At 69.1% G+C, this 11024-nt stretch carries 12 protein-coding genes; 5 read left to right on the top strand and 7 right to left on the bottom strand.

The features are described 5' to 3' along the window. Window positions 1-56: 56 nt before the first annotated feature. A complete protein-coding gene (locus ACNPM4_RS02280; protein WP_448984548.1) occupies window positions 57-1241 on the bottom strand; it encodes an alcohol dehydrogenase catalytic domain-containing protein in 1185 nt (394 codons plus the stop codon). A 147-nt stretch (window positions 1242-1388) separates the two neighbouring features. Here ACNPM4_RS02280 and ACNPM4_RS02275 point away from each other — a divergent pair, with 147 nt between their 5' ends. Further along, on the top strand, window positions 1389-1871 hold the full coding sequence (locus tag ACNPM4_RS02275; RefSeq protein WP_029264143.1) for an SRPBCC family protein: 483 nt from the start codon (window positions 1389-1391) through the stop codon (window positions 1869-1871). On the opposite strand, the gene ACNPM4_RS02270 is transcribed toward ACNPM4_RS02275, so the two are convergent. The 3 genes from ACNPM4_RS02270 to ACNPM4_RS02260 are packed head-to-tail and all read right to left on the bottom strand — an operon-like array spanning window position 1849 to window position 5556. After that, the gene (locus ACNPM4_RS02270; RefSeq protein ID WP_448984547.1) at window positions 1849-2853 is read right to left on the bottom strand and encodes a hypothetical protein; all 1005 of its coding nucleotides are present in this window, start codon (window positions 2851-2853) and stop codon (window positions 1849-1851) included. The two genes, ACNPM4_RS02275 and ACNPM4_RS02270, sit on opposite strands and share 23 nt — an antisense overlap. 7 nt (window positions 2854-2860) lie before the next feature. Beyond that, entirely contained in the window at window positions 2861-4699 is a 1839-nt protein-coding gene (locus ACNPM4_RS02265; protein ID WP_417503215.1) for a substrate-binding and vWA domain-containing protein, read from the bottom strand. A 32-nt stretch (window positions 4700-4731) separates the two neighbouring features. Then, on the bottom strand, window positions 4732-5556 hold the full coding sequence (locus tag ACNPM4_RS02260; RefSeq protein ID WP_448984546.1) for a shikimate 5-dehydrogenase: 825 nt from the start codon (window positions 5554-5556) through the stop codon (window positions 4732-4734). 569 nt (window positions 5557-6125) lie between these two features. Here ACNPM4_RS02260 and ACNPM4_RS02255 point away from each other — a divergent pair. Next, window positions 6126-6332, top strand: coding sequence for a cold-shock protein (locus ACNPM4_RS02255; protein ID WP_017203899.1), 207 nt, complete (start codon window positions 6126-6128; stop codon window positions 6330-6332). A gap of 137 nt (window positions 6333-6469) precedes the next feature. Here ACNPM4_RS02255 and ACNPM4_RS02250 read toward each other — a convergent pair whose 3' ends face one another. Then, window positions 6470-7135, bottom strand: coding sequence for an HAD hydrolase-like protein (locus tag ACNPM4_RS02250; protein ID WP_029264139.1), 666 nt, complete (start codon window positions 7133-7135; stop codon window positions 6470-6472). A 143-nt stretch (window positions 7136-7278) separates the two neighbouring features. Between ACNPM4_RS02250 and ACNPM4_RS02245 the strand changes: the two genes are divergently transcribed. Then, window positions 7279-7611, top strand: a complete 333-nt coding sequence (locus tag ACNPM4_RS02245) for a response regulator (protein WP_372467811.1) — start codon at window positions 7279-7281, stop codon at window positions 7609-7611. 27 nt (window positions 7612-7638) lie between these two features. On the opposite strand, the gene nucS is transcribed toward ACNPM4_RS02245, so the two are convergent. Both nucS and ACNPM4_RS02235 read right to left on the bottom strand, forming a co-directional pair. Further along, window positions 7639-8334 carry an endonuclease NucS gene (nucS, locus tag ACNPM4_RS02240; protein WP_448984545.1) on the bottom strand — a complete coding sequence of 232 codons (696 nt, stop codon included), beginning with the start codon at window positions 8332-8334 and terminating at the stop codon, window positions 7639-7641. A gap of 56 nt (window positions 8335-8390) precedes the next feature. After that, a complete protein-coding gene (locus ACNPM4_RS02235; protein ID WP_448984544.1) occupies window positions 8391-9278 on the bottom strand; it encodes a GAP family protein in 888 nt (295 codons plus the stop codon). Between the two features lie 116 nt (window positions 9279-9394). On the opposite strand from ACNPM4_RS02235, the gene ACNPM4_RS02230 reads away from it, so the two are divergent. Both ACNPM4_RS02230 and ACNPM4_RS02225 read left to right on the top strand, forming a co-directional pair. After that, on the top strand, window positions 9395-10591 hold the full coding sequence (locus tag ACNPM4_RS02230) for a sensor histidine kinase (RefSeq protein WP_448984543.1): 1197 nt from the start codon (window positions 9395-9397) through the stop codon (window positions 10589-10591). Further along, on the top strand, window positions 10588-11024 hold a 437-nt coding region (locus tag ACNPM4_RS02225; protein WP_448984542.1), incomplete at its 3' end, for a response regulator. The genes ACNPM4_RS02230 and ACNPM4_RS02225, both read left to right, overlap by 4 nt.

Below are 11024 nucleotides of genomic sequence, written 5' to 3'. Positions count from 1 at the left end.
ACGAGGCGAACCGCGACGACGGGGACCCCGGCAGCCGCGCCTGAGCCCCTCCGCCCTCACACGGTCGACGGATGCAAGACGACCTTGATGCAGCCGTCCTCCTTCTTCTGGAACGTGCGGTAGAGGTCGGGCGCGTCCTCGAGGGGTGCGTGATGCGTCGTCAGGTCCATGACGCCGAGCGGATCAGCGGGATCCTCCACGAGCGCCAGCAGGTCGTCGACCCAGTTCTTCACGTTGCACTGCCCCATCCGCAGGGTGATCTGCTTGTCGAACAGGGTCTTCATCGGCATGATGTCGGCGTCCCCCGCATACACACCGCTCAGCGACACGGTTCCGCCGCGGCGCACGACGTCGATCGAGGCGTAGACGGCGGCGAGCCGGTCGACGCCCGCCTTGTCGAACACTTGGCGAGCAGCGGGGTCGGGAAGGAGGCCGACCGCCTTCTGCAGGAACTCGACTCCCGAGTTGCCGTGCGCCTCGAGCCCCACGGCATCCACCACCGAGTCGGCACCACGCCCCTCGGTCAGGTCCCGCAGCTCCTCGACCACGGTGTCGGTCAGGTCGAACGTCTCGATGCCGTGACGCTCCGCCATCGCCCGCCGCTCCGGTACCGGGTCGACCGCGAGCACCCGATACCCGCGGTGCCGTCCGACGCGCGACACGAACTGGCCGACCGGCCCGAGACCCATCACGGCGAGCGTCCCGCCCTCCGGCACCTGCGCGTACTCGACCCCCTGCCAGGCCGTGGGGAGGATGTCGCTGAGGAAGAGGTAGCGCTCGTCGGGCAGGTCGGGCGCCACGGGGATGTGGTTGTAGTCGGCGAGCGGCACCCGCAGGTACTCGGCCTGTCCGCCCGGCACCTGGCCGTAGAGCTTCGTGTAGCCGAACAGCGCCGCCCCGCTGCCGTACTCCCGCACCTGCGTGGTCTCGCACTGGGACTGCAGTCCGCGCCGGCAGAGGAAGCACTCGCCGCACGAGATGTTGAACGGGACCACCACACGGTCGCCGACCGACAGCTTCGTGACGCCCGCGCCGACCTCGACGACGACGCCCATCGGCTCATGGCCGAGGATGTCTCCGCGGTCGAGGAAGGGGCCGAGCAGCTCGTACAGGTGCAGATCCGATCCGCAGATCGCGGAGGAGGTGACACGGATGATGGCGTCCGTGGGCTCCTGGATGACCGGATCGGCGACCTCCTCGACCGTCACGCTCCGCTTCCCCTGCCAGGTGAGTGCCTTCATGGTGTCCTCCGATCATCGGTCCGTGTCGGCCCACGCTCGTCGAACGATGCGCCGCCGCCAACCGGGTTGACAGAAGTACCGCGCTCCGTGTCAAGCGTCTTCTGCGGTCGGCCGCGGGCGTGCAGGATGATCGCGGACGGAGGAACCATGGCGACGAACACTCGTGACCTGGCCTGCACCACGGATGACGTGTTCCGGGTGCTCGCGAACGGCTGGCTGTATCCCGGATGGGTGGTCGGTGCCTCGCGGATGCGCGACGTCGATGCCTCCTGGCCGGCGGTCGGCGCGCAGTTGCACCACTCCTTCGGCGTGTGGCCGGCGCTGCTCGACGACAGGACCGAGGTGCGGGAGTGGGAGCCGCCGCACCGGATGGTGCTCATCGCCCGGGGCTGGCCGATGGGCGAGGCCAAAGTCACTCTGCGCGCGCGCACGACGGCGTCGGGCTGTCAGGTGCGCATCGACGAGGAACCCGTGAAGGGGCCGGCGGCACTCATCCCCCGCTTCCTCACGACGCCGATGCTGCGCTGGCGCAACGCCGAGACGCTGCACCGGCTCGCCTACCTCGCCGAGGGCCGAGCGGGAGGCGACGGCAGGGCGTCGGGCGAGGTCACTCCCCCGAGTTCTTCTTGAACTGCCGCTCCCAGTCGCGCAGCTCCGAGCGGCCGATGAGCGAGTCGAGCGACACCTGGAACAGCAGGCCCTTTCGGGCGTTGACCTGCTTGATGTTGTCGATGATCTGCGTCGTGACGGCCGCCAGTGCCTCGCGCACCTCGGCGACGCGCTCCTCCGGTGCATCCCACAGGTCGGGCCGCGTGAGCAGGTCGAGCAGATAGTCGCGTTCCAGCGCGGCGACGAGGCGGGCGAGCTTGTCGGAGTACTCCGCCTCGGCCAGCGCGACCTGGTCGGTCTCCGCCTTGGCGTCGAGTCGTACGAACAGCTGCTCGACGTGGGAGGCGAGCGCCTCGATACCCGCGGCCGTCTCCGCGGCCACAGGGTTGCCCGGGAGGTTCGCATAATCGACCCGCAGCTCGCGCAGCCGGTCCACCCGCAGGCGGATGCCGGGAGGAACCGGATCCGCCGCGGTCTTCGGCGTACGACGGCGACGGGCGAGCAGTCCGATCGCCGTGCCGCCGGCTGCGAGCAGGACGGCTCCGCCGATCACGACGGGCAGCAGCCAGTCGGTCCCTCCCCCGGCTTCCAGGCCCGGGGAGGACGGATTCTCCTGGACGATCTGCTGCACGGTCTCGACGAGAGCGGTCTGGGTGTTACCACCGGCCGCTGCCTCGTTCTCGTTGGCGATCCGGAGCACGTCGTTGCTGTCGATCACGGTGGAGCCCGCCTGCAGGTCGTCGCCCACGGCGAGTACGACGGTCGTCTGCGGCACTCGCTCGCTGAGCCGGTCGAGCAGTTCCAGCGGGTAGACGGTGCCCAGGTCGGCATCCTCCGGCAGCACCACGACGGCGATCGTCCGGTCCCCCGGCACGGCGGCCGACAGGGCATCGGTCATCGCCGACTGCCCCTGCACGCCGGGGGCGACGTAGACGTCGCCGGACTGCAGGGCGGCGATCGCGTCGGTGACCCCGCTCGGGTCGGATGCCGTGGATCTGATCATTCCCACCTCAGAAGTTGTTGATCACGGAGGCGAAGACGAGGTCGATGCGCTCGGCGTCCGACGCGTCGAACATCTGGCCGCCGGTGGCATCGGCGATCCGCTGCAGCACCGAGGTGTCGGCGGCCGAGCTGTACGCGATGGGGAAGATCCGCACCGGGGCATCGGTTCCGCCCTCCTTCGTGCTCTTGCCGATCTTCGCGATCAGCGAGTCGAGGGATGTCGTCGAGTCGGTGTCCTCGCCGTCCGACAGCACCACGATCGCGTTGATCCGTCCGGGCTCGGCGCGCTCGCTCATGGCCTCGTACGCCGTGAGCACCGCGTCGTACAGCGGTGTGCCGTTGCGCTCGGCGTAGCGGAGGTCGTCGAGGGAGGAGTCGAGCTTCTCGCCGTCGGCGCCCAGCGGGGTGACCCCACGGAGCACCTCGATGTTCTCGCCCTCGTCGGAGGAGACGCCGGTGGTGAACGCCCAGACGCCGACCTCGTCGGTGGAACGGAAATGGTCGAGCGTCGTCTGTGCGCCCTGGATCGCCCCGTCGAGCCGGGAGCGGCCGTCGCCGATCGGCTCGTCCATCGAGCCGGAGATGTCGATGAGCTCCAGCACCGAGGAGGGCTTGCGAACCTGCGTCCACTGGTCGATCGCGGTGGAGATCACATCGACCTCCGGCTTCGGCAGCGTCACCGCGGGCTGTGCGGGGTCGACGCCGAAGTTCGCCGTGAACAGGTCGCCCAGGGGGACCGACTCGTCGAGCGGACGGAAACCGTACTCGGGAAGGATCGTCTGCGCGGCCTCGGTCTGCAGGAACGCCGCGAACGCCTCACCTGCCGTGCGCTGCTCGGGCGTCACCCAGTCGGCGCCGAGAACGGTGACGGGGTTGTCCGACCACATCGAACCGCCCGCGGGGTACACCGCGACCAGCTTGGTCTTCGGCGGGACCAGGGTCTCTCCCGGCTGCACGGTGTGCGAGTCGGGGTTGCCCTTGTTGTAGTTGAGCAGCGAGGTCTCCTCGAGCGCGACCGCCGAGACGTAGGCCGAGCCGTTGGCGCCGTTCTGCGTCTCGTCGTACAGGGTCGACAGCACGTTGCCCGTGGTGTCGCCGTAGTGGATCACGCACTCCTCGAACACGCGGGAGAAGTCGGCCGCGGCATCCACATCGGCCGAGGTCAGCCCCTCCGCCTTGCCCGACGCCTCGTACGACTGCATCAGGATCGTCGACAGCCCGGTGGTCGAGGTGTTCGGGTTCGTCTTCGAGATCTTGAAGGCGCCCCAGATGTCCTTGCCCACGCTCCCCCAGCCGTCGGGGTCCTGGCACAGGCCTTCGAGGTCGGTGATGCTGATCGGCTTGTCCGGCCACCCGAGCGCCTTGGCCATCGGCTCGGGCATGCCGAACACGACGGGGGTCCGCGTGAAGGATGCGGGTGTGCCGACGAGGTTCTGCGAGGCGGCCGCCGCGACGCGGTCGGTCCAGACGGTGGAGGCGGGCGACCACAGGGTGGGCCACAGTGCGCGGTCGTCGCTCGGCCAGTCCTCGCCGGATGTCAGGTAGCGGGCGGCGTTGCCGGACGAGACGTTCGTGGGCCGCACGGTGGCGCAGGTGTCGAGCGACTCGTGCTCCGGGGAGTCCTTGAACGCGGCCGCCAGCTCGTCGAGCATGTTGACCTTCTCCGACGAGGTCGCCACGGTGATGTGCGTGCAGCCGTCGTCGGGAAAGCCCTGGCTGCCGTCGGGGGTGGGCTCTTCTCCCCCACCCGTGCAGGCTGCCAGCACCAGTGCGACGATCGCCGCCGTGGCCAGGGCGGCAGGTGTGCGGCGGATGGTGGTCCTTCGTGCGGTGCGAGGCGCGCTCATGCGCCAAGGGTACCGATGTATCGGGCTCCCGATCACGCGGTTCCGGCGCGCATGAACTCCTCGGCCGCCTGCACCTGCGCCGCGCTCGGACGGATTCCGGTGTAGAGCACGAACTGCTCGAGCGCCTGCAGGGTCGCGACTTCGGCACCGGTGATCAGGGTCTTGCCGGCGGCGCGACCCGCGATGATCAGGGGTGTCTCCGCGGGCAGCGCGACGACGTCGAAGACGACGGATGCCGCAGCGATCGCCGCCTCCGAGAACGACAGGGCGTGCTCCTCCGAACCGCCGGCCATGCCGATCGGGGTGACGTTGACGAGGATGTCCGCCGTCGAATCGGACGCGTCCGCTCGCCAGTGGAATCCATACAGGTCGGACAGCGCGCGCCCGTTCGATTCGTTCCGGGCGACGATGGTGACATTCGCGAAGCCGGCGTCGCGGAAGGCGGCTGCGGTCGCCTTGGCCATGCCGCCCGAGCCCCGCAGCAACACGGAGGCAGCAGGATCCAGCTCGTTGCGCGCGATCAGCTGCGCGATCGCGGAGTAGTCGGTGTTGTACGCCGTGAGCACGCCCGCATCGTTCACGATCGTGTTGACCGAATCGATCGCGGTCGCCGAGGGGTCCATCCGGTCGACCAGCGCGATCACGTCTTCTTTGTACGGCATGGAGATCGCGCAGCCGCGGATGCCGAGCCCGCGCACGCCGGCGATGGCCTGGGCGAGGTCGGTCGGAGCGAAGGCCTTGTAGATCCAGTTGAGTCCGAGCGCCTCGTAGAGGTGGTTGTGGAAGCGCGTCCCGTTGTTGCTCGGCCGCGCCGACAGCGAGATGCAGAGTGTCATGTCCTTGTTGAGCAGCGTCACCGCATCAGGCTACCTCCGCGTCGTCTCGGCGCCGGGAGAGCGGCGGCTGGCCTCTGTCGATCTCACCAGGACGAGGTCCGTGACGAGACGGTGCGTCCTCCCCTATGGTGAAGGTGCATGCACACGGGGATTGATCGTCTTCGTCTCTCCCCAGGAGACGGACGGCCCACCCCAGGGGCAAGACGATCCGTGCATGCGATTGGGCCCCCTCGAGTGGTTCAGTCCCCAATGGACCGCTCGAGGGGGTCGCTATCGCCCTCCGCGCACTGATTTTCGGATTTGTCCCCCAAAAGGGGGACAAGCGCTCCGAAAAGGAGTTAGGCTGTTCTTGACGCACCCTCCGGTCGTCTTCGGCCCTCATCGCTCCCCCCGCGGTGAGGGCCACACCATTTTCTGGGCGTCGTGCGCTCGCGCGCCCCGGGAATCCGCCGGATGACGGCCGTGTGCCGCTCGTGCAACATTTGGATTACCTTCTTGCAGCGGCTATTCCGCTCGGGGGCTCCTCCACTAGCGTTAGCGATGTCGGGGCACCCCTGCGTCGGCTTCTTCATCAGCAGAACAGGCAGTACATGAGCACCCAGGGCACGGTCAAGTGGTTCAACTCGGAGAAGGGCTTCGGCTTCATCTCCCCCGACGACGGAGGCGCTGACGTCTTCGCGCACTACTCCGCCATCCAGTCATCCGGCTACCGGTCTCTCGAAGAGAACCAGCGAGTCGAGTTCGATGTGGCACAGGGTCCGAAGGGCCTGCAGGCAGAGAACATCCGCCCCGTCTGAGACGGGCCGGGAACACGTACTCCCCGACCGGAGCGCCATGATGGCGTCATCCGGCGGGGAGTTCTGTGCTTCTGATGGGTCGCTCCGATGTGCCGGCACGGCAACCGCCGGATGCGCGCGGGTCGCCGGTGCCGGCGTCAGTCGATCAGGAGAGCGCGCAGTTCGGCCACGCTCGTCACACGGAACTCGGCCTCGTCGCCCTCGTGTGCGTCGCTGAATCCCCACCCGACGAAGATCACGGGGACGCCGTTGGCCTTGCCGCCTTCCACGTCGTGGTGACGGTCGCCGATGAGCACCGGTCGTGACGTGTCGGCACCGAGCTCGCGGAGCCGGCGCAGCGCCTCGGCGACGATGTCGGTCTTCGAGGCGAGCGTCGCCTCATCGGGTGTGGCGCCGACGGTCGTCAGGAACGACGGGCGGAGGCCGAAGTGGTCGACGAGTGCGTCGACCTGGTGCTCCGGCTTCGAGCTGGCCGTCGCCTGCGGGATGCCCGCCGCCGCCAGTTCGTGGATGAGGTCGGTGACACCGGGGTATGTGGCCACGTCGGTGGTGTAGCCGTCGGCTTTGCCGAGCGTGCGGTAGAACGTGACCGCCTCGCGGGACTCTTCGGGGGTCATGCCCGCCTGGTCCTGGAACGACTGGAACATGGGCGGCCCGATCCAGTGCACCAGTTCCTCACGCGTCGGCGCCGGCCGGCCGAAATGAGTGAGGGCGACGTTCAGCCGGCGGAGGATGCCGACGGACGCATCGATGATCGTGCCGTCGACGTCCCACAGCACGCAGGAATAGGGGGAATGGGGCATGCCTCCAGCCTATGGGCCCGGCGGCGAGGGCCATTCCTTCTGCACAGCTGTGCTCCGAAAAAGCTTGTTCACACCTTATGTGAGAGCGCAATGTCCTCATATAAGGTCGTGACAAGAGCGGAGTTGCAGGTCAGAATGGGGGAATGTACGTGTCGGTGGAAGTCATCACGATGCTGGCGACAGCAGCGGCGACTCTGGTCGCGATCGTCAGCGGGTTCGGCTGGATGATCACTCGGATGGACGCGCGCTTCGAAGCGCAGGATGTGAAGCTCGAACTGCGGTTCGATCGCATCGACCGCCGCTTCGAACGGGTCGATGAACGGTTCGAGCGGATCGATGAACGGTTCGAGCGGATCGATGAACGGTTCGACCGGGTCGATCAGCGGCTCCGTCTTGTCGAGCTCGAGATGACCGAGGTGAAGATCGCGGTCGCTCGGCTCGAGGGACCGACGCCGCGCCTGATGGCGGCTCGCTGATCCGTGCGGGGGTCAGACGGCAGAGGCTCAGAACAGGCGGGGGATGCCCGACTCGATGCCCTTCATGTCGTCGTAGTCGAGCACCAGGCAGCGGATGCCGCGGTCCTCGGCGAGCACACGGGCCTGGGGCTTGATCTCCTGTGCCGCGAAGACACCCTGCACGGGGGAGAGGTGTGGGTCGCGGCCGAGAAGCTCGAGGTAGCGGGTCAGCTGCTCGACGCCGTCGATGTCGCCGCGGCGCTTGATCTCCACCGCGATCGCGGCGCCGTCGGCATCGCGCACCAGCAGGTCGACCGGGCCGATGGCCGTCGGATACTCGCGGCGCACGAGGGTCGCGCCCTCGGAGATGCGCTCCACCTGCTCGGCGAGCAGCCGCTGCAGGTCGGCCTCGACGCCGTCCTTCTGGAGTCCCGGATCGAGGCCCAGCTCGTGGGAGGTGTCGTGGATGATCTCGTAGATCTGCACCCGCAGCGCATCGCCGGTCTTCTTGTGGGTGACGCGCCAGACCTCGACGACGCCGGCGCTCGCCTCCTCCTCGCCCGGGTCCTCGCTCGACAGCGAGCACGGCGGGCTCATCCAGTTCAGCGGCTTGTAGCTGCCGCCGTCGGAGTGCACGAGCAGACTCCCGTCTCCCTTGTGCACGAGCAGACGCGTGGCGAGCGGGAGATGGGCATTGAGCCGACCGGTGTAGTCGACCGAGCAGCGGGCGATGACGAGACGCACCCGTCGAGCCTACTTCGTCGAAGTCCTTCTGGTCGCCGCGTCGGGCTGCGTGGCGATCAGTTGCCGAGAAAGCCGCCGAGTGCGTCGAAGAGTCCGAGTTCAGTGGCCGCGGAGCGGGCGATGAGGAACCCGATGATGCCGATGATCCAGGCGGTGTTCTCCGCGCCGGTGCGCTCCATCCACGCCGCGAAGCGCTCCAGCGGGCGCTGAACGAGGGGAGCGGCGACGATGCGCAGGACGAGCAGGACGATCGCCGGCAGGATCATCAGGGCGCAGTATCCCGCGAGTGAGAGCACACGCAGCGGGGTGTCGACGGCGGCATCCGCGAGCATCGTCATCGCGACGATGTACGGCAGCATCGTGGCGATCTCCACCACGCCGGCGGCGATCGCGACGGCCATCACGGCGGTGCCGCGGGTACGCGGATCGAGCAGGCGCTCACGCCAGCGTGTGATGCGGCCGGGGCGGACGGTCGCTGTTCCGGCCTGATCCGCAGCGGGCGACGCCGGGAGCGGAGTCGCCGATACCGGAGCAGGGGCATCGCGCACGGGCATCCCCGTCCACGGGGAGACCTGCGCCGGCGCGACGGCCGGACTCGCAGGGACAGCGGAGGCGCCCTTCGGTTGCGTGTCACCCGTCGGCATCACGAACGCGGTGATCAGGAGCGCGGCTCCGACGAGGAGGCGGACGACCAGGCCGGTCGGTGACGCGAGGAAGTCCGACGCGACATCGACGAGGTTCACCAGCCCCCACAGGAAGAGGAGGCCGACGGCGAGGTAGAAGGCCGCGATCGTCACGAGGTAGAGGAGGATGCGTCCGGCGCGCACCCGCCCGGGGTGCAGCAGGAGGAAGACCGGGATGAGGAGTGTGCCGACGCTGAGCCCGTCGATCAGCGCCAGCAGCGCGAGGGAGAGGGGGAGCGGGAGCCCGCCGAAGAGTTCCATGGCTCCACTGTCGCCGGGGCGGGGGCGGCGGTGGATCGGGCGAAAGTACCGTTCGTCGTGCGCTCCTCATCCCTTCGACGGATGCGACCCCAGCCGTGCCGTGATTGCATGAGGTCATGCACGAGCAGGTCGACGGCGGCATCGGCGCCTGGTATCGCCGGCACCGCGGGTGGGCGGACCCCGCCGGGATGGCGCTCCTCGCCGTCGTGATGGCCGCGCTCGGATTCCGTGGGGTCTGGGGGTCGTTCTCGCTTCTTTCCGGGCCGGTGTCGCCGTGGTGGGCGCTCGCCTTCGCGCTTCCGGCCTGCGCGCTCGCGCTCGTCAAGCGACGCCTGCCGATGACCGTGCTCGGCATCGTGACGGTCCTCTTCGTCGCCGACCTCCTCACGGTCGGCGGCATCGGGACGCTCTTCGTGCTGCTCGACGTGCTGTGGACCGCGGTGTTCCTCGCCGGCCCACGACGTCGTCGCACTCTGCTGGTGCTCCTCAGTGCCTCGACGGTCATCCTCTTCATCGTCGCCTGGCTCTTCACCGACATGCCCTTCGCCGTCGCCTTCCTCATCGGGGTGCAGTTCGGCGCGATCTTCGGCACGGACTACTGGTGGGCGGTCGCCGTCTCCCAGGCGCACGAGCTGGCCGAGCTGCACCGTCAGCGTGCGGAGGACGCCGCGGCCGTCGCCGAGCGCGACCGCGCCGAGGCCGTGCAGCGCGAGCGGGAGGCGATGGCGCGCGAGCTGCACGACGTGGTGGCCGGTCATGTGATGGCGATGGCGATCCGAGCGGAGGCTGCTCTCTCCACGACGCCCGACCAGACGAAGGACCGCGAAGCGCTCCAGGCCGTGCGCGATGCGGGCCTGGATGCCCATGGAGCCCTGCGGTCGATGATCTCGGTGCTCCGCCGCGGCGACGGCGCCCTCGTGGCCACACCGCGCTGGGCCGATCTCGACGGCATCGTGCGCGATGCCGAGCGTGCGGGGCTCGTCGTCGGCTTCGACGCCCCGGACGTGCCCGAGTTCGGAGCCGCCGCAGAACAGGCCGTGGTCCGCATCGTGCGGGAAGCCCTCACGAACTGCATCCGCCACGCGGGCGGCGCCGAGGTCGACATCGAGATCGTGGAGAGGAACGCCGAGGTGCAGGTGAGGGTTCGGTCCCGTGGAGGTGTGGCCAGCGCCGCGGCCGCGCACGGAGGCGAAGGCTGGGGCCTGCAGATGCTGCGGGAGCGCGTGGGAGCGCTGGGCGGATTCTTCACGGCGGGCCCCGCCCCGGACGGATGGTCGGTCGAGGGCCGGCTTCCGCTCGAGGTGCGGGTATGAGCGCCCCGACCGTGCTGCTCGCCGACGATCACGGCGCCATCAGGGCGGGGTTGCGGATCATGCTCAAGGCGCACGGGATCACCGTGGTCGGCGAGGCGGCGGACGGCGACGTCGCTGTGCGCAACGCGGCGGCGCTGCGGCCCGACGTGGTGCTCATGGATCTGCGGATGCCCGGCAGGGACGGCGTCTCCGCCACCCGGGAGATCGTCGAACGAGGACTCGGCGACGTGCTCGTGCTGACCAGCTTCGATGAGGATGAGCTCGTCCTCGGGGCGATCCGCGCGGGTGCGGTCGGCTTCCTCCTCAAGACGGTCGATGCGCCCGCGCTCGTGCAGGCGGTGCGCTCCGTCGCTGCCGGAGAGGGCGCGCTCGACCCTCGGGTGACGCGTCGCGCGCTCGCCGCAGTGGTCCAGGACGTGGCGGCGCCGCCCCC

The sequence above is a fragment of the Microbacterium umsixpiens genome, from assembly GCF_053543675.1.
Note: the sequence above shows the minus strand (reverse complement) of the source record. Positions and strands in the feature narration are given on the sequence as shown.

What these genes read in the sequence shown, in the direction of transcription:
- ACNPM4_RS02280 (WP_448984548.1), bottom strand. Translation starts at nt 1,241, where the DNA reads ATGAAGGCACTCACCTGGCAGGGGAAGCGGAGCGTGACGGTCGAGGAG.
- ACNPM4_RS02275 (WP_029264143.1), top strand. Translation starts at nt 1,389, where the DNA reads ATGGCGACGAACACTCGTGACCTGGCCTGCACCACGGATGACGTGTTC.
- ACNPM4_RS02270 (WP_448984547.1), bottom strand. Translation starts at nt 2,853, where the DNA reads ATGATCAGATCCACGGCATCCGACCCGAGCGGGGTCACCGACGCGATC.
- ACNPM4_RS02265 (WP_417503215.1), bottom strand. Translation starts at nt 4,699, where the DNA reads ATGAGCGCGCCTCGCACCGCACGAAGGACCACCATCCGCCGCACACCT.
- ACNPM4_RS02255 (WP_017203899.1), top strand. Translation starts at nt 6,126, where the DNA reads ATGAGCACCCAGGGCACGGTCAAGTGGTTCAACTCGGAGAAGGGCTTC.
- ACNPM4_RS02250 (WP_029264139.1), bottom strand. Translation starts at nt 7,135, where the DNA reads ATGCCCCATTCCCCCTATTCCTGCGTGCTGTGGGACGTCGACGGCACG.
- ACNPM4_RS02245 (WP_372467811.1), top strand. Translation starts at nt 7,279, where the DNA reads ATGTACGTGTCGGTGGAAGTCATCACGATGCTGGCGACAGCAGCGGCG.
- ACNPM4_RS02235 (WP_448984544.1), bottom strand. Translation starts at nt 9,278, where the DNA reads ATGGAACTCTTCGGCGGGCTCCCGCTCCCCCTCTCCCTCGCGCTGCTG.
- ACNPM4_RS02230 (WP_448984543.1), top strand. Translation starts at nt 9,395, where the DNA reads ATGCACGAGCAGGTCGACGGCGGCATCGGCGCCTGGTATCGCCGGCAC.